Annotated in this window: 22 protein-coding genes and 2 tRNA genes; 17 read left to right on the top strand and 7 right to left on the bottom strand. The window is 54.8% G+C overall.

Going from position 1 to position 23,467, the window contains the following annotated elements; genetic code table 11:
- The first annotated feature begins 34 nt into the window (after positions 1–34).
- On the top strand, positions 35–616 hold the full coding sequence (gene folK / locus RHJ31_RS12570; protein WP_206201063.1) for a 2-amino-4-hydroxy-6-hydroxymethyldihydropteridine diphosphokinase: 582 nt from the start codon (positions 35–37) through the stop codon (positions 614–616).
- On the opposite strand, the gene tadA is transcribed toward folK, so the two are convergent.
- Positions 537–1,031 (bottom strand): tRNA adenosine(34) deaminase TadA, encoded by a 495-nt coding sequence (gene tadA / locus RHJ31_RS12565; RefSeq protein ID WP_206201064.1) that lies wholly within the window; start codon positions 1,029–1,031, stop codon positions 537–539. The two genes, folK and tadA, sit on opposite strands and share 80 nt — an antisense overlap.
- Before the next feature lie 79 nt (positions 1,032–1,110).
- Between tadA and RHJ31_RS12560 the strand changes: the two genes are divergently transcribed.
- Together RHJ31_RS12560 and RHJ31_RS12555 are read left to right on the top strand one after the other, a co-directional pair.
- Entirely contained in the window at positions 1,111–1,251 is a 141-nt protein-coding gene (locus tag RHJ31_RS12560) for a photosystem II reaction center protein K (RefSeq protein ID WP_011056031.1), read from the top strand.
- A gap of 85 nt (positions 1,252–1,336) precedes the next feature.
- Complete coding sequence (locus RHJ31_RS12555) at positions 1,337–2,089, top strand: YebC/PmpR family DNA-binding transcriptional regulator (RefSeq protein WP_206201065.1); 753 nt, start codon at positions 1,337–1,339, stop codon at positions 2,087–2,089.
- Positions 2,090–2,379: 290 nt separating this feature from the next.
- On the opposite strand, the gene recJ is transcribed toward RHJ31_RS12555, so the two are convergent.
- Complete coding sequence (gene recJ, locus RHJ31_RS12550; protein WP_302676825.1) at positions 2,380–4,632, bottom strand: single-stranded-DNA-specific exonuclease RecJ; 2,253 nt, start codon at positions 4,630–4,632, stop codon at positions 2,380–2,382.
- Between the two features lie 158 nt (positions 4,633–4,790).
- On the opposite strand from recJ, the gene RHJ31_RS12545 reads away from it, so the two are divergent.
- The 6 genes from RHJ31_RS12545 to RHJ31_RS12520 are packed head-to-tail and all read left to right on the top strand — an operon-like array spanning position 4,791 to position 10,577.
- Entirely contained in the window at positions 4,791–5,240 is a 450-nt protein-coding gene (locus tag RHJ31_RS12545) for a hypothetical protein (RefSeq protein ID WP_206201067.1), read from the top strand.
- Positions 5,241–5,252: 12 nt separating this feature from the next.
- Positions 5,253–6,242 carry an o-succinylbenzoate synthase gene (locus RHJ31_RS12540; protein ID WP_302676824.1) on the top strand — a complete coding sequence of 330 codons (990 nt, stop codon included), beginning with the start codon at positions 5,253–5,255 and terminating at the stop codon, positions 6,240–6,242.
- A gap of 23 nt (positions 6,243–6,265) precedes the next feature.
- On the top strand, positions 6,266–7,579 hold the full coding sequence (locus RHJ31_RS12535) for a nicotinate phosphoribosyltransferase (protein WP_302676823.1): 1,314 nt from the start codon (positions 6,266–6,268) through the stop codon (positions 7,577–7,579).
- Complete coding sequence (locus RHJ31_RS12530; RefSeq protein WP_302676822.1) at positions 7,576–8,136, top strand: nicotinate-nucleotide adenylyltransferase; 561 nt, start codon at positions 7,576–7,578, stop codon at positions 8,134–8,136. Before RHJ31_RS12535 ends, RHJ31_RS12530 begins: the two co-directional genes overlap by 4 nt.
- Positions 8,133–8,843, top strand: a complete 711-nt coding sequence (locus RHJ31_RS12525; RefSeq protein ID WP_302676821.1) for an NrtR DNA-binding winged helix domain-containing protein — start codon at positions 8,133–8,135, stop codon at positions 8,841–8,843. The genes RHJ31_RS12530 and RHJ31_RS12525 overlap by 4 nt, the downstream gene beginning before the upstream one ends.
- Positions 8,844–8,861: 18 nt before the next feature.
- Positions 8,862–10,577 (top strand): NAD+ synthase, encoded by a 1,716-nt coding sequence (locus RHJ31_RS12520; RefSeq protein WP_302676820.1) that lies wholly within the window; start codon positions 8,862–8,864, stop codon positions 10,575–10,577.
- Position 10,578: 1 nt separating this feature from the next.
- On the opposite strand, the gene RHJ31_RS12515 is transcribed toward RHJ31_RS12520, so the two are convergent.
- From RHJ31_RS12515 to murC, 3 genes are read right to left on the bottom strand one after another with little or no spacing between them, the layout of a single operon-like run.
- Positions 10,579–11,655, bottom strand: a complete 1,077-nt coding sequence (locus RHJ31_RS12515; RefSeq protein ID WP_302676819.1) for a TPR domain-containing glycosyltransferase — start codon at positions 11,653–11,655, stop codon at positions 10,579–10,581.
- Between the two features lie 5 nt (positions 11,656–11,660).
- Positions 11,661–12,566, bottom strand: coding sequence for a UDP-N-acetylmuramate dehydrogenase (murB, locus tag RHJ31_RS12510; RefSeq protein WP_302676818.1), 906 nt, complete (start codon positions 12,564–12,566; stop codon positions 11,661–11,663).
- Positions 12,563–13,987 (bottom strand): UDP-N-acetylmuramate--L-alanine ligase, encoded by a 1,425-nt coding sequence (gene murC, locus RHJ31_RS12505; RefSeq protein ID WP_206201596.1) that lies wholly within the window; start codon positions 13,985–13,987, stop codon positions 12,563–12,565. Before murC ends, murB begins: the two co-directional genes overlap by 4 nt.
- A 343-nt stretch (positions 13,988–14,330) precedes the next feature.
- Between murC and RHJ31_RS12500 the strand changes: the two genes are divergently transcribed.
- From RHJ31_RS12500 to fba, 5 genes are all read left to right on the top strand, one after another.
- Positions 14,331–15,581, top strand: a complete 1,251-nt coding sequence (locus tag RHJ31_RS12500; protein WP_302676817.1) for a Ycf66 family protein — start codon at positions 14,331–14,333, stop codon at positions 15,579–15,581.
- A gap of 554 nt (positions 15,582–16,135) precedes the next feature.
- A complete protein-coding gene (locus tag RHJ31_RS12495) occupies positions 16,136–16,339 on the top strand; it encodes a DUF2811 domain-containing protein (RefSeq protein ID WP_011056228.1) in 204 nt (67 codons plus the stop codon).
- A gap of 24 nt (positions 16,340–16,363) precedes the next feature.
- Positions 16,364–17,767 carry a protoporphyrinogen oxidase gene (gene hemG / locus RHJ31_RS12490; RefSeq protein WP_302676816.1) on the top strand — a complete coding sequence of 468 codons (1,404 nt, stop codon included), beginning with the start codon at positions 16,364–16,366 and terminating at the stop codon, positions 17,765–17,767.
- Positions 17,768–17,769: 2 nt separating this feature from the next.
- Positions 17,770–18,015, top strand: coding sequence for a type II toxin-antitoxin system HicB family antitoxin (locus RHJ31_RS12485; protein ID WP_286625738.1), 246 nt, complete (start codon positions 17,770–17,772; stop codon positions 18,013–18,015).
- Positions 18,016–18,174: 159 nt separating this feature from the next.
- Positions 18,175–19,254, top strand: coding sequence for a class II fructose-bisphosphate aldolase (gene fba, locus RHJ31_RS12480; RefSeq protein ID WP_181495590.1), 1,080 nt, complete (start codon positions 18,175–18,177; stop codon positions 19,252–19,254).
- A 113-nt stretch (positions 19,255–19,367) separates the two neighbouring features.
- Here the strand turns inward: fba and RHJ31_RS12475 are convergent.
- Positions 19,368–19,441 (bottom strand) — tRNA-Arg (locus tag RHJ31_RS12475).
- Positions 19,442–19,554: 113 nt separating this feature from the next.
- Here RHJ31_RS12475 and RHJ31_RS12470 point away from each other — a divergent pair.
- Both RHJ31_RS12470 and RHJ31_RS12465 read left to right on the top strand, forming a co-directional pair.
- Positions 19,555–21,222: a hypothetical protein gene (locus RHJ31_RS12470; protein WP_302676815.1), complete on the top strand. Its 1,668-nt coding sequence runs from the start codon at positions 19,555–19,557 to the stop codon at positions 21,220–21,222.
- A gap of 24 nt (positions 21,223–21,246) precedes the next feature.
- Positions 21,247–21,328 (top strand) — tRNA-Leu (locus RHJ31_RS12465).
- A gap of 5 nt (positions 21,329–21,333) precedes the next feature.
- Here the strand turns inward: RHJ31_RS12465 and RHJ31_RS12460 are convergent.
- A complete protein-coding gene (locus RHJ31_RS12460; RefSeq protein ID WP_302676814.1) occupies positions 21,334–22,776 on the bottom strand; it encodes a TldD/PmbA family protein in 1,443 nt (480 codons plus the stop codon).
- Positions 22,777–22,821: 45 nt separating this feature from the next.
- On the opposite strand from RHJ31_RS12460, the gene RHJ31_RS12455 reads away from it, so the two are divergent.
- Entirely contained in the window at positions 22,822–23,457 is a 636-nt protein-coding gene (locus RHJ31_RS12455; protein ID WP_302676813.1) for a TMEM165/GDT1 family protein, read from the top strand.
- Positions 23,458–23,467: the final 10 nt, after the last annotated feature.

The raw sequence follows: 23,467 nt of genomic DNA, 5'->3' as shown, positions 1-23,467 counted from the left end.
ACAGGAGGAGTGGCAGGCACTCTACACAGGCACAATGGCAGAATGCACTGACTTAAGTATATCCCCGTCTGACCCCCCCCTCGTGGCGATCGCCCTCGGAAGCAACCTTGGTGAGCCATTGCTACAACTGCGCTCAGCCGTCCAAGTGCTTGCCCAAACGCCGGGGATTCATGTCTTAGCCTGCTCGCCGTGGTATCGCACGACCCCGATAGGCCCCCCGCAACCGGACTACTGGAATGGCTGTCTGATTGCCCGAACGCAACTTTCCCCTTGGGCACTTCTGCAAACGCTGCAAAGGATTGAGACGCAGTTTGGTCGCCAACGACAAGAGCATTGGGGATCCCGCACGCTTGATCTGGATCTGCTGCTCTATGGCGATCGCGTCATGACCACTGCCGAACTCACCCTGCCCCATCCCCGCTTGGCCGAGCGACCCTTTGTCCTTGTGCCCCTTGCAGCGATCGCCCCCCACTGGCGACACCCCCTACTGGGTGACACCATCCAAACCCTACGGGAGCGAGTGGGGGATGCGGGCATTATTGCCGTTCTCTCTGACGGTGCTGGCGAAACCACGTTTGCAACTGCTGCCGACAGGCCGCCGCCTGAACCCCGCTAATCACCTGAATCCGGTGGAACACCGCTGGGCTTTGCGGAAGTTGCAGCACTGAATCAATGGCCCCAGCTTTTGGATCGGTCGTCCCGTAGATGAGGGTGTGAATGCGGGCTTGAACAATGGCAGCGGCACACATCGGGCAGGGTTCTAGGGTCACATAGAGGCGGCAGCCCGTTAAATACCACGTACCTAGACGTTGACCCGCGCGGCGGAGGGCAATGATTTCCGCATGGGCAGTGGGGTCATGATCTCGCTGGCGGCGATTTTCCCCCGTGGCAATGAGTTCATTCTCGGCACTGACAATCACCGCGCCTACGGGCACTTCATCGGCAGCTCCTGCCTGTGCTGCGAGGGCGATCGCCTGTTGCATCCAAAAGTCATGCGGGTCTGTTTCGGATAAAGGGAGAATGTCTGGCATGGCGATCCCGTTGCCGCAGTGGCTATGGTACTATTTTTTCAGTTCTCTTGCGATCGCTGAATTCTTTTAGGAAAACACCATGATTGATGCTTTAGTTTTGGTTGCTAAACTCCCGGAAGCCTACGCCATTTTTGATCCCCTCGTGGATGTGCTGCCGGTAATTCCTGTGCTCTTTTTGGCCTTGGCCTTTGTTTGGCAAGCCGCTGTCGGTTTCCGTTAAAGATAGCTTCGATCAAAATAACCCTGTTGACTTGCCCCGTTGATTTCAGCGGGGTTCTTCTTGACTTTTGGCATGTGTTTCCCCTATGGCAGGTCACAGTAAGTGGGCAAACATTAAACGGCAAAAGGCGCGGGTGGATGCCCAAAAGGGCAAGACCTTTGCGCGGCTATCGCGAGCGATTATTATTGCGGCGCGGCATGGGGGAGGGGATCCAGCGGGCAACTTTCAACTGCGCAGTGCGATTGAGAAGGCAAAAGCCGCGGGGATTCCTAGTGAAAATATTGAGCGGGCGATCGCCAAAGGGACGGGTACGCTTGAGAGTGATGCCCCCCTAGAGGAAATTCGCTACGAAGGCTATGGGCCGGGGGGTGTGGCGTTTTTGATTGAGGCCCTCACGGATAATCGCAATCGCACGGCAGCGGATCTGCGGGCAGCCTTCAATAAGCAAGGGGGCAACCTCGGCGAAACCGGCTGTGTGGGCTGGATGTTTGAGCAGTGGGGCATTGTTACTGTTACCGCCCCTACAGATGAGGAAGCCTTCCTTGAGGCACTCCTAGCGGCTGATGTGGAAACCTATGAAATGCTAGGGGATGTAGCTGAGGTGCGCTGTCCCGTGCCTGCCCTAGAAACCGTCAGCGAAACCCTGAAAGAACACGGCTACACTGTTCTCGACACCGAAAGCCGCTGGGTCTCAATGAATACGGTAGAAATCACCGATGAAGACACGGCGCGGCGCGTCCTCAAGTTGATGGATGCCCTCGAAAATCTCGATGATATTCAAAGTGTGGCCACCAACGTCACGATGAGCGATGCCCTCATGGAGGCGATGTACGTCTAGGCATCCGTGGTTTTACGGGATTTTGGCAAAGATTTCTGCGCTGCTGAGACGCAAAAAATTGAGTGGAAACACGGTGGGCAGCCAAAGGCAGCCGTGGGAGCATAAAAGTACGGTTGCAGGCATTGCACCGAGGCACGTTGTGTGTAACCAGACTGAGGCTCTCCTTAGAGCGATCGCTCTTCTTCTCTCAATCAACGTTGATTGCCTGTGTGTTCCCGCCTTTGTGTGTTTCCCCTGTCGGCTCGTGTGTGTTCCTCAGGTTCCCTGCTGAAAAAAGTTGTAGCCAGTTTTTAGTGTGTTTCCTGAAGCGCTGGGAGGGGGGCGGCGGCGAAATAGCGACGACGGAAATTTTCCTCGGCGATCGCTGCTGTGAAGGTCTCTAAGGCCACTGCCGTATGGGGGGAAGATTTCACTTCAGGTGGCCACTCACACCAAAACTCTTCTCCGCTCTGCATAACTTGAACCCCCAGTGTCTCCAGCACATTGAGGGCATAGTTCAAGGTGGCCATTTCAATGCCAAGGTGTTCCCGCAACTCCTCGCGTTGTAAAGATGTTCCCTGCTGACTGGCCTGTTGGCATAACGTCAAAAATGCCTGCCAGACTTTTAGGGCGTCCTGCTCTGGAGGGAGAGAGTAGGCCAGAATTAAAGGTTGCTGTTCCCTTTTCGCTCGCTGAATCCACTGGCGCCAGCTTTCCCGTGATGTCGGGCAAGTTTCGACGCGCAGACCCTTGCCGCTTGCCTCGTGGGGGCGATCGCGATAATCCATGAGGGACTGAAAAGAGGCCGATTGGATGACATTGGTTGCACTGGGTCGCAGCTCTTTAATGATGGCTGATAGGGACTTTTGCCACTGCTCTAGCTCAATCACCAGATCACAGCGTTCTTTGGGACAATCCGCCACTTGATGATCCCACCACTTGGCAGGAAAGGAGGACTTCCCTTGGGGATCGCGGAGCAGCATTGAGACGTATTTTCTGATGTTCTGATTCCCCCTGTTCTGGTTATCTTTGAGGTCAGTAAGTTTCACATTTCGCACCAGCAAGCGGGGGAGAGGATGGTGAGTAGAATCAAAGGGAGCCAGCACTTCTAGTTCCTTGAGCAATCGCTCATTGAGTTGATCCAAGCTCACTTCCAAGTCAATCCTCAAGGGTTTTGGTGTCGCGATCGCCGTGCCCTCTTTTTGTGCCAAGAATTGGTTGAGGGCGGCTTCCAAAAGGGGAATATGCGCCACCTTCAGCCGAAAGCCTGCTGCATAGGGATGTCCGCCAAATCCCTCAAATAAGTGCCGTTGACTGTGGAGTGCCTCATAGAGATCCACAAAGCCATCGGAGCGCGCTGAACCTGCGGCCATGCCCGTTTCTGGATTCGTCTGAAGCAAAATTGCCGGGCGGCCATAGGTTTTCACGATCTCATTTGCCACCAGCCCCAAAAGACTCAAGGGCCAACTGTCATCGGTGAGGAGAATCACCCGCGATGCTGAGAGGTCCAACTGAGCCGCTTTGGCATGGGCCATCTGAGCAATCTCTTTTTGGCGTCGCTGCCGTTCTGCATTCACTTTTTCAATGTGCTGTGCCAACTGCCGCGCTTGGCGCCAATCTTGGGTGGTCAACAGCGTAATCAAAGGCCGCACATCTCCCTCTACACGACTGACAGCATTGAGGCGGGGTGCGACGGTAAAACTAATCTGCCGTTGCCGAGCCGTGTCTTTGGACGCGCCCTGCAAAAGGACAGCAATCCCCGGGCGGAGGGTCTGACGCTTGCCGAGTTGTTCCAAGCCGCGCTGGGCAAGGTAGCGGCACTCATCCCTCAATTCAACCAAGTCGGCAATCAGGCCAATGGCCACCAAATCAAGGAGGTTTTCGAGGGCATACCCCTGGGTTTTCTCTGGCCACGTTGCATAAACGGCTTCCAAAAATTTGTAGGCGACGCCGACCCCGGATAAATGGCGCAGCGGATGCTCCAAAGGCAACTGCCGCGGATTGATCAGCGCCACAGCCCCCAAGGAAGCGGGTTCAAGGGTGTGGTGATCGGTAACAATCACCTCCATCCCCAACTGACGGGCAAGGGCAATTTCAGCACCGTTGGTACAGCCCGTATCACAGGTAATGATCAGGGAGACCCCCTTTTTTTGAAGCTCCTCAAGGCCATGGCGCGAGAGACCATGGGAGTCGTGCTGGCGATTGGGAATATAAAAGTCCACCAATTGCGCCCCCAAAAGGGGTTTTAGCCCTTCCCAGAGAACGGCGGTGGCCGTGACCCCATCGGTGTCAAAGTCTCCCCAAATGGCAATGTTTTCTTGATTGTTTAGGGCTTTCTGCAAACGGGCTAGGGCAGCTTGCATTTCTGGAAACTCAAAGGGAGAGGCAGGTTGGTAGTGTCGCCAATTTAAAAAAGCGGGCACTTGCCGATGAAGATCGCGATAGCCCCGCTGCCAAAGCAACTGGGCAGTGATTGCCCCCGCATCGGGGTGGAGGCTCTTGACTTGCTCGATAAACTCTAAGGGGGCAGGGTGAGCAGAACAGGATTGCCAAGGACGCTGCATGGAAGTTCAGTTTCTAGGGAAGGGCAGCAAAGATATTCTTTGACTATTCCTTTAATCATAGCGATCGCCCCCTGCGGCCAGAGAGACTTCCAAAAATTGCTGCTGATCTCTAGCACTGAAAATTGGGGAAGGCTACAATCAGGACAGCCATTGGGGATATGAGAAACGTGAATCATACGTTTTTAGTTGATGGGGGGCGGTGGCTGCTCAAGGGAATGTGGTTAGAGGCAAATCAGGAGCCGATTCCGGTAACGGGGAGGATTCTCGTCTCCTACGGCCAAGATGACTGGTTTTCAATGGCCGCCAAGATCACCTTTCCCGATCAAGTTAAGCCAGAATTAGTGTTGCAGTCGCGGGGGAAGTTGGAAGTGGATGAGCAGGTGTTTACCTATGTGCTCCAACATAGTCTCTTGGGTCGGCTGGAGGGAGAGGGATGGATTACGCCCCATGCGATCGTGCAGCAGTTTATTTTGCTGGGGGATGCCAACCGCTGTACAGGCTTCGAGCACTACTGGCAACTGGATGCTAATCACTACACGCTGCTGAGTGGGATTCACAACAGCCATAAGCTCAAACATTTGCTCGAGGCAACGCTTGAACGGGTTTAGCGGCCTGCACGGATGCGCTGGCAATGGCGGGTGTATGAGGAACTCCTTCGAGAACCCTTGGCAACGGCGCAGGGGGTCTGGCGATCGCGCTCAGGAATTTATCTACGCCTTGAAGATGAACAAGGTCAAGTGGGCTACGGTGAAATTGCCCCCCTTCCCGGCTGGGGCAGCGAAACCCTCAGTGCCGCTATTGCCCTGTGTCAGCAACTGCCCACCCACCTCACCCCAGAGATCATTGCCGCAATTCCTGAGGACTTACCCGCCGCCCAGTTTGGTTTTGCCACCGCATGGCAAAGTGTGAGCCAACTTCCCTATCGACTACGCCCTTGGCCAATCTGCGCCCTTTTAGGCAGTGGTCGGGCCGCCCTTGAGCAGTGGCAGCAGCCTTGGCAGCAGGGGCAAACCACCTTCAAGTGGAAAGTCGGTGTCCTGTCCCCAGAGGAGGAGCAAGGAATCCTCACGACCTTACTGGCAGCCCTGCCTCAGGGGGCTAAATTACGCCTTGATGCCAATGGGGGTTGGGATTTGGCAACTGCAGAGCGGTGGTTTGCTTGGCTCGATCGCCATGGGAACGGCAAAATTGAGTATGTGGAGCAACCGCTACCCCCTGACCAATGGCAAGCCCTATTGAGGCTGTCTCAGACGGTGACAACCGCGATCGCCCTCGATGAGAGCGTAGTGAGTGCAAGAGAATTGCAGCGTTGGTTAGAGCGCGGCTGGCCGGGACGCTTTGTGATTAAGCCAGCGCTGTTTGGCTCTCCAGAACGCTTGAGTGTCCTGTTGCGTCAAGGTTTAGAACCGCAACGGCTGGTCTTTTCCTCTGCCCTCGAAGGGGCGATCGCCCGCACGGCAATTTTTCAGTGCTTTGAAACGTGGCAACCCTGTCGTGCCCTTGGCTTTGGCGTCGAACGCTGGCGATCGGCTCGCCTACTGAACACTCTTGCGGATTACACAGCGATATGGGATTGCCTTGACAATTATGGTAAAAATTACTATAAATAAAACATCCTTCACCTCTCAAAGCCATGACAGGTTTCACCTTGGCCGCCAGTGATTACAGTTTGCTGACGGACCTCTACCAACTGACAATGGTGGCCACCTACGCAGGTGAGGATTTGGCTTGGACACCCGCTAGCTTTGAACTCAGTGTGCGGCGACTACCCCGAGGATATACGTATTTGGTGGCCATGGGGTTGGCTCAGGTACTGGAATACCTACAACAAGTGCAATTCACCCCGCAGCAAATTGATTACTTGAAAAGTCTAGCGGTTTTTGAGCGGGCACCTGCAGCATTTTGGGACTTGTTGAGCCACAGTGAGTTTCGTGGGGATGTCTGGGCGGTTCCGGAAGGGACAGTGGTGTTTGCCCAAGAACCCCTGCTGCGGATTGAAGCCCCCCTCTGGCAAGCCCAGTGGCTAGAAACTTGTCTGCTCAATATCGTGAACTACCAAACCCTTGTGGCTACCCGCGCTTCACGGTTGCGACAGTTGGTGGGAGAAGAGGTAGATCTGCTGGAATTCGGCACACGGCGTGCTTTTAGTCCCCAAGCTTCCCTATGGGCAGCACGCTCAGCCCTCGCCGCCGGATTTACAGCCACCTCGAATGTCTTAGCAGCACAGCAGTTGGGGGTTTCCCCCACAGGCACGATGGCGCATTCTCTGGTGATGGCGATCGCCACCCTTGCTGGTACAGAACAGGATGCCTTTACGGTTTTCCTGCGCTACTATCCCGAAGGCGCACTGTTGGTCGATACCTACGACACCCTCGCTGCCGTTGCCACCCTCGCCGATCGCCAAGCGGCCGGGGAAATTGTTGTCAAGGCCGTGCGCATTGATTCAGGGGATCTCCTTAGCCTCTCGCAGAAAATTCGTCAACTGCTGCCCCAAGCGAAAATTATTGCCAGTGGGGATCTCGATGAGGGGGAAATTCGCCGCCTGCGAGCAGCCGGTGCCTGTATTGATGCCTATGGCATCGGCACGAAGCTGGTAACGGGGGATCCTGTCAACGGGGTCTATAAACTCGTGGAAATCAATGGTCAGGGAGTCATGAAGACCTCCAGTGGCAAAATGACGTTGCCAGGACGCAAGCAAATTTATCGCCGTCCCAGTGGGGATTGCCTTGCCCTTGCCAGCGAGGAAAATGTTTGGGGCAGACCGCTCCTCGAACCCGTCATGAAGGCAGGGCGCCCCCTCTCTCCCCCGGAGTCCTTGGCGACAATTCGCGATCGCCACCGCGCCAGTTTGGCAGAATTGCCAGATACACTCTTCGATGTGACCCAGCCCGTGGTTTATTCCCCTGCCCTTGACGCCCTGATTCAACAGTTGCGACAGCACCCATGACGATTGCCCTTTTTGGTACCAGTGCTGATCCACCCACCGCCGCCCACGGGGATATTCTCCAGTGGTTGAGCGATCGCTATGACCGCGTCCTAGTGTGGGCAGCCGATAATCCCTTCAAAGGGCAGCAAACCCCCCTACCCTATCGCCAAGCCATGCTCAATCTCTTGGTGCGCAGCCTCAACCGTGCCAATGTCGAGCATCACCCCGAACTCAGCCACCCCTACACCATCCATTCCGTGGAGCAGGTAAAGCAGCAGTGGCCGAATGAACCCCTTACCCTAGTGGTGGGCAGTGATGTTCTCGCTAAACTGCCGCAGTGGTATCAAGCGGAGAAACTGCTTGCACAGGTGCAACTGTTGGTCTTGCAGCGTCCCGGTGTTGTCATTGACCCCAAGGACTGGCAAGCCGTGCAGCCACTATGTCCCCAAGTGGAACTGGCTGACTATCGTGGGCCGGCGGTCTCCTCGACGACCTATCGGCAACAGCGGGATGAACAACAACTCCTGCCGGCGATCGCCCAGTACATTCAGCAGCAAGGACTCTACTCCCAGCCATGAGTGCCTCCTCTTTGCCCCTTGCGGAATTTGTCGTCGGCGTGGACAACGTTATTTTCTCTGTGGATACGGATCAAAATCGCCTTCTTGTGCTACTGGTTCAGCGACAACAGGTGCCCTTTGCCGGGTATTGGAGCCTCCCCGGTACCCTCGTGCGGCAGGGGGAATCCCTTGAAGCCGCTGCCTATCGCACCCTAGCGGAAAAAATTCGCGTCCGTAACCTCTATCTGGAGCAACTGTACACCTTTGGCGAACCGGCGCGAGATCCCCGCGAGGGCACCTACGGCAAGCGCTATCTTTCTGTGAGTTACTTTGCCTTGGTGCGCTTTGCTGATGCGGAACTGATTGCCGCCGGCGAATGTCCCGTGCAGTGGTTTGATCTGAATGCCTGTCCTGACCTAGCCTTTGATCACAGCAAAATCTTGGCCTATGGTCATCGCCGCCTCTGCAATAAGCTGGAGTATAGCCCTGTGGCCTTTGATGTGCTGCCAGAGTATTTCACCCTCAATGATCTTTACCAGTTTTACAGCACAGTCTTGGGGGCAAACTTTTCTGATTACTCCAACTTCCGCTCACGGCTTTTGAAACTCGGCATTTTGCAGGATACGCACCAAAAAGTGATCCGCGGCGCGGGCCGACCGGCAACCCTCTACCGTTTCGATCGCGAGGCCTTTGCGCCGCTGAAGGATAAACCCCTAGTTTTTGTCTAAACTTTTTGAGGAGTTCCTATGGCCGTGCATCTGTGGATTGCGCAACTCAACCCCACCGTCGGCAGTCTCAAAGCCAATGCCCAAGCAATTCTCACCGCAGTCCAAGAGATCCGCAGCCAGCACCCTCTGGATCTGCTGATCACCTCTGAACTCGCCCTCTGTGGCTACCCCCCCAAGGATCTGCTCCTCAACCGCTACTTTGTTGAAGCGATTCAAGCAAAACTGCACCACCTTGCCGCTGCCTTACCCGCTGATGTGGCGGTTTTAGTGGGCACAGTGCTAGCCAATCCCGCTGCTGGCGTCAAGGGAGAAAAGCCCCTCTACAATGGCGCAGCCCTGCTGAAGGGGGGACAGGTGCAACAGGTCTTTGCCAAGCAGTTATTGCCCACCTATGATGTCTTTGATGAATCTCGCTATTTTGCCCCCGGCGGTACGGAGAATCTCTTTACGCTGACGACGGCCAGCGATCAACTCAAAATTGGCGTCACCATCTGTGAAGACCTCTGGAACAATGAGCAGTTTTGGGGAGAGCGGCACTACCAGCGCAATCCCGTTGCTGAGTTGGTGGCCCAGGGGGCGGATCTGATTGTGAATCTTTCAGCATCGCCCTACTGTGTTGGCAAACCGAAGCTACGGCAGGCGTTGCTTGAACATACGGCTCGCCAATATGGCTGTCCCTTAATCTACGCCAATCAGGTGGGAGGCAATGATGATTTGATTTTTGATGGCAGCAGCTTAGCGGTGAATCGTCAGGGGCAGATTGTCAGTCAAGCCAAGGGCTTTTGCGAAGATCTCCTGCCTGTGCGCTGGGAAAAGGGAGACCTCGAACCAACGGCGATCGCCCCTGCAGCCACGGGCGAACCTGAGGAAATTTGGCAAGCCTTGGTTTTAGGGGTGCGCGACTATGTCCGCAAATGTGGCTTTCAACAAGTGGTCATTGGCCTCAGTGGGGGGATTGATTCCGCCTTGGTGGCAGCGATCGCGACGGCAGCCTTGGGCAACCAACAGGTGCTGGGGGTGTTGATGCCCTCTCCCTACAGTTCCGATCACTCGATAACCGATGCGAAGGACTTGGCCGCAAATCTGGGCATTGCCACGCAGATCTTACCGATTGCGCCCCTGATGCAGACCTACAGTGAGGTGCTGGCGCCTCTATTTGCTGGTACCCCCAGTGGAGTTGCCGAGGAAAATATCCAAGCCCGTATTCGCGGTACGCTGCTGATGGCGATCGCCAACAAGTTTGGCCACTTGCTTATTTCCACGGGTAATAAATCTGAACTAGCGGTGGGCTACTGCACCCTCTACGGCGATATGAATGGTGGCCTTGCAGCCATTGCCGATGTGCCCAAAACCCGTGTCTATGAACTCTGCCATTGGCTGAATCAGCAGGCCGCCCAGGGGCATCCGATTCCCGAGCTGGCGATCGCTGGTGCCGTTGTCATTCCCCCCCACATTCTCACCAAAGCCCCCAGTGCCGAACTCAAACCCGGCCAAACGGATCAGGATAGCCTACCGCCCTACGACATTCTCGATGGCATTTTGGTACGAATGATCGATCGCCACCAGTCAGATCAGGAAATTGCCGCTGCCGGATATGATCTAGACTTAGTGCAGCGGGTGCGCCGCATGGTTCAACGGGCAGAATTCAAACGTCAGCAGGCGGCACCGGGGTTGAAAGTGACCGATCGCGCCTTTGGTTCCGGTTGGCGAATGCCGATTGCCGCCCAGTGGTAAGCTACAGCAGTCCCATGGCTTGCAGTTCTTGGCTGAGGCGTTGCGCTTCTTGGGGATTTTGAGCCTGCAGTAAATGAATGGCTTGCCGCAGTTTGTCAAGGGCCGGTCTGAGTTGTCCTAAACGCAGCAGCAGGGCTCCCTGATTTTGATAGGCTAAGGCACAGGTGGGATCCACGGCTTGCAGGCGATCGTAGGTGGCAAGGGCATCGCCCCAGCGTTTCAATTGCTTTTGGGCCTCCGCCAGCCGCAGATAGGTTGCCAGATGCATCACCTCAGGGGTGGGGGTTCTGAGGGCGGTTTCATAGGCTTGGATTGCTGCCGGCCACTCACCGCGTTCGGCGTAGAGATTGCCCCGTTGATAGTGGAGTTCGTAGGCAACGGCGGGGGGGACGCTTTTGACCTTTAGCCCCTGCTCCAGACAGTGCTGAGCCTGCTGCCAAGCTCCTTTAGCCAGATACACCCCTGCCAATTTAGTCCACAGGTAGGCATCCTCAGGGTGCTGCTCAAGGTGGCGGCGCATGATCCGCTCCGCCCGTTCCTGCTTTTGTTGTCGCTGGGAACCAAGGTAGCCACTGTGCACAAGGGCCACACGGTTAACTTGACCAATTTGCCAATGGGGTTCCCGCTGCTGCAGGGCAAGAACGCTGTCATCAATCGTTTCGTGGTACGGACGCTGAAAAAAGAGGTCGGGATGGTGACGAAAGAGGCGCGACACATAAGTATAGGGGGGCACAACGCCCAATTCCTGCCGCAGCAATATCACCACCAGCCAATTCGGTTGTCGGCAGATCTCAGGCAGTACGGCGGCAAATGACGGTGTCAGCGTTTCATCCGCATCGAGAACCAGTACCCACTCGGTAGTGACATATTGCAGGGCAATGTTGCGAGCGGCAGCAAAATCCTCTTGCCAAGGAACTTCATAGACCCGTGCTCCCCACTGGCGGGCGATCGCCACCGTTTCATCCTGAGACCCCGTATCCACAATCACCGCCTCATCCACCACACCAACCACACTGGCAAGGCATTGGGGTAAGCGTGCCGCCTCATCCCGTACAATCATACAGAGGGTAATGGCCATAGCAACTAGGCAAAGTCACCAATCAGCTTCACTTCCGGCTGCAACCACACGGACCAGCGATCCGCAACAGCAGCTTGTACATGGCGAATCAAGCGATAGACATCCATCGCTGTTGCGCCGCCACAGTTGAGGATAAAGTTGGCGTGTTTTTGGGAAACTTGGGCGCGGCCAATCTGGTAGCCCTTCAAGCCCGTTTGCTCAATTAACCAACCTGCTGTTCGCTCTTGGGGATTGCGGAAGACACTGCCACAGTTGGGGAAATCGTAGGGCTGCGTCCGCAGGCGATCGCTCAGGTGTTTTTGGGTGTCTGCTTTCACCTGGGCTGGGTCATGTCCCGGTTCCAGCTGCCATGTGGCCTGCAGCACCAATCGCTGGCTGTTTTGAAGACAAGAGGTACGGTAGCCATAGCCCAACTCCCGTGCCGCCACCACCGCCAATGTGCCGTCGGGTTCCAAAATCACCGCTGACACGAGTCGCTCCGCTGTACAGCCACCATGGGCACCGGCATTCATGACCACCGCCCCCCCCACCGTACCGGGAATGCCAACAATCCACTCCAGACCACGCCAGCCCAGTTTTGCGGCATAGTGAGCCAACTTGGGCAAGGGATACCCCGCACCCACCGTCAGTTGTCCAGTTTCTAGATCACTGTTGAGATAGCGCAGATGCCTAGTGGCGATCACAAGACCCGCCACACCGCGATCGCTCACCAGCAGATTAGAGCCTGCCCCCAAAACCGTAATTGGCAGTTCCTGTTCCTGCGCCCAGATGTAGGCTGCCTGCAATTCAGCAACGGTACGCGGTTCCACAAACCATTCGGCACAGCCCCCCACATTCAGGGTCGTAAACTCGGCAAGGGAGATGTGGCGTTGCAGAGGGCACTGGGTTTGGGGCAAGCAGGACAAGGTCATAGGGCGATCGCCTCAGTGAGGGAAGAGACACTTAATTGTTCTTGATCCGCCATTACAGACGGAATCAGTTGATTGAGATTGCCAGCCCCAAGAAAGATCACCAGATCCCCCGGTTGCAGCAGATGCGCCAAGCGAGTTTGTACCGCTTCAAGGGTGGGGCAATAATCCACTGCAGCATGATACTGACGGGCACAGGCGGCCACATCAGCACCACTAATTGTGCCGGGATTGGGTTCACCCGCACTATAGATATCCGTCAAGATCACGTGATCCGCTGCGGTGAAGCACTGGCCAAAGGCCTCGAGAAAGGTTTGGGTGCGGCTATAGCGATGGGGTTGAAACACGGCCACGACCCGTTGCCAAGGAGCTTGCGTCCCCACTTGCAGGCGGGCTGCCTCTAGGGTTGCACTAATTTCGCTGGGGTGGTGGGCATAGTCATCAATAAAGCGAATCCCATTCACCTGTCCCCGTTCTTCAAAGCGGCGGCGGGCACCGCGAAACTCCAATAAAGCAGCAGCAATGGTGGCAAAGTCAATGCCAAGATAACGTCCCACTGCAATCACCGCCAGAGCATTTTGGAGATTGTGGGCACCTAAGACACTCAGTTGTAGAATGCCAAGGGAGGTGCCTCGCTCCCAAACCCGTGCCGTGGTGCCCTCAGAGGTGTATTGAATATGATCCACACAGTAGTCCACCGCCCCTTGTCGCTGCAGGCTATAGGTCAACAGGCGCGGATGATGCAGGCGATCGTGGATATTCGGACAATCGGCACAGCCAATCACAATGTCTGCCTGATCAGCAAACTGCTGAAACGTGGCCACCACCTCTTCCAAGGAATTATAGTGATCGGGGTGGTCAAGCTCGATATTCGTAATGACGCCAATATGGGGATGGAATTTGCGCAGGGAGCCATCGGACTCATCCGCTTCAGCAACAAGGTAAGGACTTTGACCCACGCGGGCGTTGCCCTGCCACGCCGCCACTTCACCCCCGACAATAATCGTTGGATCCAGCCCGGCCTGCAACAGCAAATAGGCAATCATGCTGCTGGTGGTTGTCTTACCGTGGGTGCCGGCAACGGCAATACTTTGGCTACGGTGCATCAGTGCCGCAAGCACATCGGAACGGTGAAAAATGGGACAGCCTAACCGTTGAGCCGCTTGATATTCAGGGTTATCGCTACGAATGGCGGTGGAGCAGATGACTTGAGGCAGCGGGGCAAAGGGATACGTTTCAAGGTTGGCCGCACTCTGACCAATAAAGATCTGCACGCCTAACTCAGCCAGTTGCTCGGTCAAGCGGTTGGGACGCAAATCGGATCCAGACACCCTAAAGCCCTGCTTGGCGAGAATGTAGGCAAGGGCTGACATACCAATACCACCAATGCCAATGAAGTGGAATGGACGCTCACTAAACTCCATCACTGGCTGATTTGCCACAAACAACTCCTTCGCTCCACCAAAAAGAAATACGTTGAATCAATAATTAATATCAATAGATTAGTATCAATAGGCATAAATTCTTAGGCTCATCATAGCAGGTCACCCTCAATCCTCATGGGCTAATACTGGCAGATCCAAGGCAAATATGTCACCCTGAGCCAAAAATTTTTTGCAAACAGTTTATTCAGCCCGTGGCACCCTCTTCCTTGGGGATCAGCAGTTCGACAAAGAATAAACTTTAGCAGAGACAAATTCAGTGCGGTGTAAGGTAGAAGGTTGATACCGCCTTGTCGGTGTGCCGTTATCTTTCTGAGGACTGGGAATGCTGACGAACTTGCTGGCTTGGAGTATGGCGATCGCCAGTTTAGGCTTGTATCTGTTGGGGTTCTTCCTACCGGAACTGTACCGTAGGTTTGATCTGGTGGCCAGTGGCGCGGGATTATTCTTTGCCCTGACTCTGTGGATCTATGGCGATCGCATTGGCGGTGGATTGCTCCTAGGAACAGCAGCCGCAGTGGCCTTAATTCTCTGGTTGGGTTGGCAGACCCTCAGCTATCGCTGGCAACTCACCTACCCGGGCGATCGCACCGACACCCAAAAAGCTCAAGCCCTCTGGCAAAAAGTCCAGTCTCTGCTGCCCGAAGGTACCTTTGCAAAAATCGGTGAGCAACTGCAAGGCTTCATCAGTAGCTTGCGCGATCGTCTCCAGAAACAGCCGGATCGCCCCCAGCTTCCTGTGGATACCCCACCACCGCCGATGGATACTGGCGACATTAAAGAAGATCTGTGGACAGGGGAAACCAGCACCCCCAGTACCGTTGCCGAACAACCCACCCCAGCCACTGAGGAAGCAGCCACCGTCCCAGAAGACTCTGCTGAACCAGCGCCAGTCGCAGAAACAACAGCCAGCCCCACCGCAGACACTCCCACAGACGCACCGGCTGATCTGCCGTCCGAAGGGGTTGCCGAAATGACTCCCCCAGAAACGCCTAGTGTTGAAACGCTGCAGCCGCCCACTGCCAGTACCCCAGAGGAGTCAGAACCAGCAACGGTTACTGCTTCAGAAGAACCAGCCCCTCCCGAGACAACAGTTGACGCTCCAGAACTCACAGTGACCGCCGAAGCACCAGAAGAGCACGCATCTCCTGAAACGGCAATTGAGACTCCAGAATCCACGGTGACTCCTGAGGCAGTGGCAGAACCAGCCCCTCCTGAAACGGCAGCAGTGATGCCTCCTGAGACAGTCGTTGATGCCCCAGAACCCACGGCCACTCCTGAGCCAGTGGCAGAACAGGCAGTTCCTGAAACAGTGGTTGAGACTCCAGAACCGACGGCGACCTCTGAAGGAGTGGTTGAACCGCCTCTAGTCTCTGAATCTGCTCCCGATGCTGAACCGACAGAAACGCCGCCTCCATCGCCAGAATCGCGCACCGCTGCCGCCGATCTCCTAGGGGATATTCCCGAAAGTAGTGATATTGAGGATGAGGCAACGTCAGAGGGGACAACCATCGAAAATCCAGAACATACTCCCCCTGAAGATGATGACTGGCCGCCCCCTGAAGCCCGTCTATGACCTCTCAGGCCATCGGGTACAGGGCAGGACTTATCGCTGCGCGAATCCCGCAAAAGTTAATAAAGTCATGAATCCCTGACTTTTGCTGCTTTTATTTTCTCTGAAGCGAACCTTAATAGAACCTTAATTTTCCCCTAACTTTCCCCAAAAATTCCCCAATTTTCCCAAGGTTTTCCACAGATTGGGGCAAAGTTTTCCACAGGCCTTGACGGTGTGATCGGATTTCAAGGCATTTCTGGGGATAACTGCTGCTGGAGCCTTGGGGAAAACGCAAGGAGCGTCAAAAGTCCGGAAACGCTGATTCTGTCGTGGATTGCGATCGCCAAGATGGGTGAAAACAAGGATTGACAGACCCTAGGACAACCCAGACAATGGAGTTCCACGGATAGAGATTCACTTGCTCTGAAACCTTGTGAATGTAGGGCTAAATCCCGCTCTGAGTCAGGGGTCTGGGGATTTGGTCAGAACTTTTATGGGAGTTTTCCACAGGTTTACCCAGGGCGAGCTGATGGCGCCTGCAATTTTGTCTTGGTTTTATTGAGGTAACTCACGGTATGAACGCTCAAGCCACGATTAGTATTCTTGCCGAGATTCCAGAGGAGCTACACGAGACCCTGAAATACTACCTCGAGCGGCATCCCGATTGGGATCAGGATCGCGTCTTTGTGGCCGCACTGTCCCTCTTTTTGCTGCAAAATGGAGAATGCGATCGCCGCACGGCACGGGTCTATCTCGACTCGTTGTTCAAGCGATCCTAAACACGTTGGAGGGTAGCAAAACGGGTGAGTGAGGTAGATGTCGCAATTGTCGGGGGTGGCCTCAGTGGCCTGAGTCTGGCTTGGCGGTTGCAGCAAAGCGCCCCCCAGTACAGTGTGGTTGTCCTAGAGGCCAGCGATCGCCTTGGGGGGAATATTACGACACAAGCAGCGGAGGGCTTTGTCTGGGAACTGGGTCCCAATAGCTTTGCACCGACCCCTGCCCTGTTACAACTTATTGCTGAGCTGGGCTTGCAGTCGGAACTCATTCGGGGCGATCGCCACCTACCGCGCTACATCTACTGGCGGGGACACCTCTACCCCCTAGAACCCACCCGTCCCCTTGCCTTGGCTACTTCAAATCTGCTCAGCCCTTGGGGAAAAGTGCGGGCAGCCCTTGGTGCCTTGGGGTTTGTGCCCCCCTATCTGGGCAGTGGCGATGAATCAGTTCATTCATTTTTCCGTCGCCATTTGGGGCAAGAGGTGGCTGAACGGCTGGTGGCGCCCTTTGTCTCTGGGGTTTATGCGGGTGATCCACAACAACTGAGTGCCGCTGCTGCTTTTCGTCGTATTGCCCAACTGGAAAAACTGGGTGGCAGTCTCATTGCCGGTGCCCTGCGCCTACGGCGTCAACAAGCCCCTAAACCGAAGCCGCCTACGGGTGTGCAGATGCGACCGGGGGAACTTGGCTCCTTTAAGGAAGGCTTGGCTGTGCTACCTCGGGCGATCGCCCAACAATTGAAGGCACCGATTCACCTGCAAACCCCGGTTCAGGAAATTACCCCAGAATCCAAGGGTGGCTACCTGCTGCGCAGTGGTGAGCAAACGTGGCACGCCCGCAGTGTGGTCTTGGCAACGCCCGCCTATCAAACTGCAGAGTTGGTAGCGCCTTTTCAGCCAGCGATCGCCCGTGTTTTGGCTACCATCCCCTATCCCACCGTGGCCTGTGTGGTCTTGGCCTACCCCGCTGGACTCGGGCGCAGTGTCCGCCCCGGCTTTGGGGTACTCATTCCTCGCGGTCAGGGCATCCGCACCCTTGGCACTATTTGGTCGTCCTGTCTCTTTCCCCAACGCACTCCCGCCGGTTGGCAAGTCTTTACGAGTTTTATTGGCGGTGCCACGGATCCTGATTTGGCAAGCCTCAGCGAAGAAACCATTGTCCAGCAGGTGCAGCAGGATTTGAGCCGCCTCCTTGATTTACCCGCAGCCAAGGCACGCTTACTCGGTATGAAAGTTTGGCGACGGGCGATTCCCCAATATATTGTCGGCTACCCTGAGCAGTGGCAGCAGGTGACCCATGCCCTCAGTCAAACCCCCGGCCTGTTCCTGTGTAGTAACTATGCTGAGGGTGTCGCCTTGGGCGATCGTGTTGAACATGGCAATCGAACCGCTGCTGCTGTTGCTGCCTACCTTTCAGGAGGCCAGCCCTAGGGATGTCGCTGTCGGACTATATGAATGCGGCTCTTGAGCGGGCTATCTATCACTTCAATGCAGAGGATGGCCTGATTTACGGTGAAATTCCAGACCTTGAGGGGGTCAAGGCCCATGGCAAGACAGTGCTTGAATGCCGCGAGCATCTCTCCGAACTCTTAGAGGATTGGATCTACTTCCATGTCTCGCGGGGCATTGCCGTACCCGTGATTAACGGCATTGAAGTTCCCGTACGGGAGATTTTTTGAACCTCACCCTCTTTGGGTACGGCTGATCTATAGAAAAGGACTGTATTCTCAATAGACCAGCGATCGCTCCCCTGTAACATAAACGAGCAAACATAGCCTAAGATTATCGGTAAGGTTAACGAAGCGATACATCCGCTCTACTAAGGAGGACATAACCCTATGGCACTCGTACCCATGCGCTTGCTGCTCGATCACGCAGCCGAAAATGGTTACGGCATTCCCGCCTTCAACGTCAACAACATGGAGCAAATCCAAGCCATCATGCAGGCGGCCCATGAAACCGACAGTCCCGTGATTTTGCAAGCATCGCGGGGTGCCCGTAAATATGCTGGGGAAAACTTCCTGCGTCACCTGATTTTGGCTGCGGTGGAAACCTACCCCCACATCCCCATTGTGATGCACCAAGACCATGGTAACGAGCCTGCCACCTGCTACTCCGCCATTCGCAACGGCTTTACCAGTGTGATGATGGATGGCTCCCTTGAAGCGGATGCCAAAACTCCCGCCAGCTATGAGTACAACGTGGCCGTCACCAGCGAAGTGGTAAAAGTCGCGCACTCCATTGGTGTTTCCGTAGAAGGGGAACTCGGCTGCCTTGGTTCTTTGGAAACCGGTAAAGGGGAAGCCGAAGATGGTCATGGGTTTGAAGGTGCCCTCGATCACTCAATGCTGCTCACTGACCCCGATCAAGCTGTGGACTTCGTGGAGCGTACCCAAGTGGATGCCCTTGCAGTGGCCATTGGTACCAGCCACGGTGCCTATAAATTTAGCCGCAAACCCACGGGTGAAATCCTCGCCATCAGCCGCGTGGAAGAAATCCACCGTCGTTTGCCCAACACCCACTTGGTGATGCACGGTTCTAGCTCAGTGCCCCAAGAATTAATTGACATCATCAACCAGTACGGTGGCACAATTCCTGAAACCTACGGCGTGCCTGTGGAAGAGATCCAAAAAGGCATCAAAAGCGGTGTCCGCAAAGTGAACATTGACACCGACAACCGCTTGGCCATTACCGCTGCGGTGCGTGAAGCTCTCGCCTTGGCACCCAAGGAATTTGACCCCCGTCACTTCCTCAAGCCCTCCATTAAATACATGCAAAAAGTGTGTGCTGAACGCTATCAGCAATTTGGTACCGCCGGCAATGCCAGCAAAATTAAGCAACTCAGCCTTGATGACTATGCTGCCAAATATGCCAAAGGTGAACTGAAACAAGTGACTCAGAAAACCGTGGTGGTCTAGGCACTCTGCGATCGCTGAGCAACGATAAGTAACGTGATAGAGGGTGGCTACGGTCACCCTTTTTGATTTGAATAAAAAATAATAGCTCTATAGTTTTATTCAGCTTTACTCAACGGGCTTGGAGGGACTCGAACCCCCGACCTGCTGATCCGTAGTCAGCCGCTCTAATCCACTAAGCTACAAGCCCAAGTCAGGAACACTATCCTAGCATGAATTCCCAGAGAGATCAAAGGGGCGACAGGAAATTTGCGCGCGGGTGTGTCATAGTCGGGAGCGGAGACCCTTGACTCAAACGGATAGATGCTGAAGAAACTCCACCGCTGGTTCTTGACCACTCCCCATCTGCCGCGATCGCTTGTGGCTTTTGGTCTGAGTCTGGCTGCCCTTGCCCTCTTGGATAGCAGTGCTAATCTTGTCCTCGCTCATCTAAAAGCAACTGCCCCAAGGTTCTTTGCTGGCTTGGTTGCTGGTACCTTTGATACTGGCTTTGCCCCAGAGGTGTGGCTCTCGGTCATCGGCCTCACCCTCGGTACGTTAATCATTGTGATTTCCATTGCGGCGCAAAATATCCCCAAAATTACTGAACTGTACATGCAGGACTGGACGAGCCTGATCTATGTCTGGTGTCTGGTTTTGGGGGGTGCCCATATCTTCTACATCAAGGTTTTGCAGGACTTGGGACGGCATCCTGTCGGCAGCATCCTGTTGAATTTATACGGCCTCTTGCCCTTGGCAATTTTGACGGCCCTCCCCTACATCTTCTACATTCTCAAGTCCATCCAGCCAGAAAGTGTGGCTCAGCAAATTTACCGCCGCCAGTATCACTACATGAGTCAACTGGGCATTGTTCTCAAGGATGGGGTGTCCTATCAACCGCAGTTTTTGCGCCGTAGTCAGGCTCACCTGATCGCGGGATTGAACCAATTGGATGATTTGCTGGCCTATGTGGCGTTTCGGGGAGCGCAGGCCGAGATTATTGGTGCAGTCAGTGAACTGCTTCAGCACTACATCAGTTGCAAGCCCGACTACCCAGCCTATTTCTTTCGCCTCAGCGGTGCGGTGATGGGAGATATTGCCTTCAAGACGATGTTTGACCAATTTAGCCAGATTGAAGAGAACCATACCTTCTATGAGCAAAAGTGTTTTCGGCTCCTCGGCAATGCCTATGTGCGCTTTTTGGAGGAGGAGCAGTTTCCTCTCGCGTCGCTGTGTGGCTCTGAGATGTGCGCGATCGCCCACCGCATTCTCAGTATGGGGGATGACATTTTGCTGGACCTAATCATTATTCGCTTTAATACAATGATGCGCTTTGCCATTAAACACGGCAGTCGTTACAACGAGGCACGCAATCTCTATAACTTGGCCTTTCACTATCGGCGGTTTATTGAGAGTCTGGTGCATTACCAGCGCCCCCAGCTCACCCAAAAGTGTGTGAATTATCTACGTGCCTACGGGAATGAAGTCTATGAGTTAGCACAGAATAGTCCTGCACTGTATTTCATTGTTGATGTCTTTGCCGCTGAGCTAAAGAAGGTCTTAATCTTGGTGAACGAGCAGCAGTGGGAGGAGCGACTGCAACTGGAACTCTTGGAGGAAATGCTTCGCCTAGATAATCCACCGGAACTGCGTCAACCCCAAAATGGCGATCGCCCCTATGGCAAAAGTACAGGGGTTCGCCTCCTACAAATGGGACTTGCCCTCTTTTACTTGGCACGGCAGCAACCTCAGTTTGCGCAGCGGATTGTTGAGGATATGGTGGAGGATGCAGCGGTTCTCGGCTTGGCGGGGTTTAAGCGTCTCTTTCAGCAAAATTGCGATCGCCTGCGCCAGGCTCAGCCCAAGTTTTGGGAGGACACCGATCGCGGCAATGCCAATTTGTACTACTCAGAACACACCGAGCAACTGCCTGCCCTACAAACCCTTGTGGATCGCGCTTGTCACGCTCTGGAGATGACTCAGTCGTCCTAAAGCATGGTATAGTAATAAGCCTGAGGGCGAGTGGCGAAATGGTAGACGCACTACACTCAAAATGTAGCGGGGATTCCCCATGTCAGTTCGAGTCTGACCTCGCCCATTGATTCAACCCCCGCCAAAGACTTGGATATTGGCAAAGGCACACACCGGTGAAGCGTGACCGACACGAATGGCTTGATTGGGTTCGCCTTTACCACAAAACGGTGTACCAAAAATACCGAAGGTGGAGGCATCTCCCACCGCAATGAGGCTGTGCCAAAATTCAGGGGTGGTACCGCGATAGTTGGGATTGCGCAGGGTTTGGGTCAGGCGGCCATTTTCAATGCGCTTGGCATATTCACAGCCAAACTGAAATTTGAGACGGTAGTCATCGATTGACCAAGAGCGATTGGACTCCATGTACACCCCCGACTCAATGTTGCCAATGATCTCGGCAAAGGACTGTGTCCCTGGCTCAATATTCAGGTTCGCCATCCGGTCAATGGGGGGACGATTCCAAGAACAGGCACGGGCATTGGCAACACCAGGGACACCCGCTCGCTGCTGACTTTCAAGGCTGCCCAGACCGCGCAGGAGGCGTCCTTCCTTGATGAGATAGATGCGTTCAGCCGCCACCCCCAAATCATCAAAGGCATAGCTGGCCAGTTCACCGGCAACGGTCGGATCAAACGTGACGTTCAAGAGGGGGGAGCCGTACTGCCGCTGCCCAAAGTCCTCAAGGCGAATAAAGCTGCTGCCGGCATAGTTGCGCTCATCCCCCAAAATGCGGTCTAGCTCTAGGGGATGACCAATGCTCTCGTGGATTTGCAGCATCATTTGATCGGGGGCGAGCACCAGTGTTGTCGTTGTTTCTGGGCACTCTTGGGCACTGAGGAGTTCAACGGCCTGCTCGCCAATGTGGCGGGCGCGATCGCTCAATTGATCAGCCGTCAGCCACTCTAGCCCCCCTTGATAGCACCGCGCTAACCAACCATGATCGGTTCGCTGCTGCACTACCCCTGCCCCCTGAGCCGTGGCGCTCATATCGGTGAGCACTTGATAAAATTGCTGTTCAATTTGACTGCCATCACTGGTCAACCACTGGCTAGTGGTCTCGACGGTCTGCACAAAAGCACGGGTTTGGACAATATCGTCACTAACCTTGAGCCAATGGCAAAGGTCTTGGAGTAAGTGATTCAATTCAGCGGCTGAAAGTTGGTCAAAAGGTTGCCGCTGGGGCGATCGATAGTGTCCCTTGCCCTTGCCCCGTGCCGCTGGCGTAAAGTTAAAGACTCGCCAATGGGCAGCGGTTTTCGCCTGTTGATAGGCCTGCTGAATCGCCCGATGGATAGCACTGGGTTGCAAATTTGGGGTTGCTGTATAGGCAAATTGACCATCGACGAGCACCTCAACCATGACACCCCGCTGGCGCGATCGCTGGTTCATTTCAGGATGTCCATCCCGAGCACTGCGAGTCGTGACAATCTCCTCAACGTAACGCAGCCCAAGCCAATCAAGGGGTAAATCCACCTGATTCAAAAGGGCGGTGAAATTCTTCGGTGTCGTCATGGCAGCGTGCTAATTTAAGGCATGGTAAAGTTTGAATTCTTTTCCATGCTAACGGCTTTTACTGCGGGGCTGGCCCTCATCACGATTTCTGAGCTGGGAGACAAGACCTTCTTTATTGCCATGATTTTGGCGACCCGTCACAGCAAGCGGTGGGTCTTCCTTGGAGTATGGGCGGCTTTAATTGTGATGACACTGCTTTCAGTGGCCGTGGGCAAGGTCTTTCAACTTTTACCGCAAGAGTTCACCTTCTATGCGGCGATTTTGCTCTTCACTGTTTTTGGTCTCAAGATGCTAATTCAAGGCTGGCGAATGGGGGATAGCCCCTGTGAGGATGAGTGTGAAGCGGCAGTGGAAACCGTTGAAAAGGCGGAAGCCAATCTCAGCCGTTGGGGCAGTAACCCTGCTTGGGTGACTTTTGTAGAGGCCTTTAGTCTCACCTTCATTGCTGAATGGGGCGATCGCACCCAAATTGCAACGATTACCCTTGCTGCCGCGAGCCATGCCTTGGGCGTTGCCCTTGGTGCCATTGTTGGCCACGGGATTTGTGCCGCGATCGCGGTTCTAGGCGGCGGCCTGATGGCTGGACGCATCTCCGAACGGACATTGACCTTGGGCAGTGGTGCCCTATTTTTAATCTTCGCGATTGTTACCGCCTTGCAAGGGATGCCAAGGGCTTCTTGAGCCGCTTCTG

Origin of the sequence: Thermosynechococcus sp. JY1331, from assembly GCF_031583475.1 — a bacterium.
Taxonomy (GTDB): domain Bacteria; phylum Cyanobacteriota; class Cyanobacteriia; order Thermosynechococcales; family Thermosynechococcaceae; genus Thermosynechococcus.
Note: the sequence above shows the minus strand (reverse complement) of the source record. Positions and strands in the feature narration are given on the sequence as shown.

Coding starts and splice junctions, on each gene's coding strand:
- folK (WP_206201063.1), top strand. CDS start 35: ATGGCAGAATGCACTGACTTAAGTATATCCCCGTCTGACCCCCCCCTC.
- tadA (WP_206201064.1), bottom strand. CDS start 1,031: ATGCCAGACATTCTCCCTTTATCCGAAACAGACCCGCATGACTTTTGG.
- RHJ31_RS12560 (WP_011056031.1), top strand. CDS start 1,111: ATGATTGATGCTTTAGTTTTGGTTGCTAAACTCCCGGAAGCCTACGCC.
- RHJ31_RS12555 (WP_206201065.1), top strand. CDS start 1,337: ATGGCAGGTCACAGTAAGTGGGCAAACATTAAACGGCAAAAGGCGCGG.
- recJ (WP_302676825.1), bottom strand. CDS start 4,632: ATGCAGCGTCCTTGGCAATCCTGTTCTGCTCACCCTGCCCCCTTAGAG.
- RHJ31_RS12545 (WP_206201067.1), top strand. CDS start 4,791: ATGAGAAACGTGAATCATACGTTTTTAGTTGATGGGGGGCGGTGGCTG.
- RHJ31_RS12540 (WP_302676824.1), top strand. CDS start 5,253: ATGCGCTGGCAATGGCGGGTGTATGAGGAACTCCTTCGAGAACCCTTG.
- RHJ31_RS12535 (WP_302676823.1), top strand. CDS start 6,266: ATGACAGGTTTCACCTTGGCCGCCAGTGATTACAGTTTGCTGACGGAC.
- RHJ31_RS12530 (WP_302676822.1), top strand. CDS start 7,576: ATGACGATTGCCCTTTTTGGTACCAGTGCTGATCCACCCACCGCCGCC.
- RHJ31_RS12525 (WP_302676821.1), top strand. CDS start 8,133: ATGAGTGCCTCCTCTTTGCCCCTTGCGGAATTTGTCGTCGGCGTGGAC.
- RHJ31_RS12520 (WP_302676820.1), top strand. CDS start 8,862: ATGGCCGTGCATCTGTGGATTGCGCAACTCAACCCCACCGTCGGCAGT.
- RHJ31_RS12515 (WP_302676819.1), bottom strand. CDS start 11,655: ATGGCCATTACCCTCTGTATGATTGTACGGGATGAGGCGGCACGCTTA.
- murB (WP_302676818.1), bottom strand. CDS start 12,566: ATGACCTTGTCCTGCTTGCCCCAAACCCAGTGCCCTCTGCAACGCCAC.
- murC (WP_206201596.1), bottom strand. CDS start 13,987: ATGGAGTTTAGTGAGCGTCCATTCCACTTCATTGGCATTGGTGGTATT.
- RHJ31_RS12500 (WP_302676817.1), top strand. CDS start 14,331: ATGCTGACGAACTTGCTGGCTTGGAGTATGGCGATCGCCAGTTTAGGC.
- RHJ31_RS12495 (WP_011056228.1), top strand. CDS start 16,136: ATGAACGCTCAAGCCACGATTAGTATTCTTGCCGAGATTCCAGAGGAG.
- RHJ31_RS12485 (WP_286625738.1), top strand. CDS start 17,770: ATGTCGCTGTCGGACTATATGAATGCGGCTCTTGAGCGGGCTATCTAT.
- fba (WP_181495590.1), top strand. CDS start 18,175: ATGGCACTCGTACCCATGCGCTTGCTGCTCGATCACGCAGCCGAAAAT.
- RHJ31_RS12470 (WP_302676815.1), top strand. CDS start 19,555: ATGCTGAAGAAACTCCACCGCTGGTTCTTGACCACTCCCCATCTGCCG.
- RHJ31_RS12460 (WP_302676814.1), bottom strand. CDS start 22,776: ATGACGACACCGAAGAATTTCACCGCCCTTTTGAATCAGGTGGATTTA.
- RHJ31_RS12455 (WP_302676813.1), top strand. CDS start 22,822: ATGCTAACGGCTTTTACTGCGGGGCTGGCCCTCATCACGATTTCTGAG.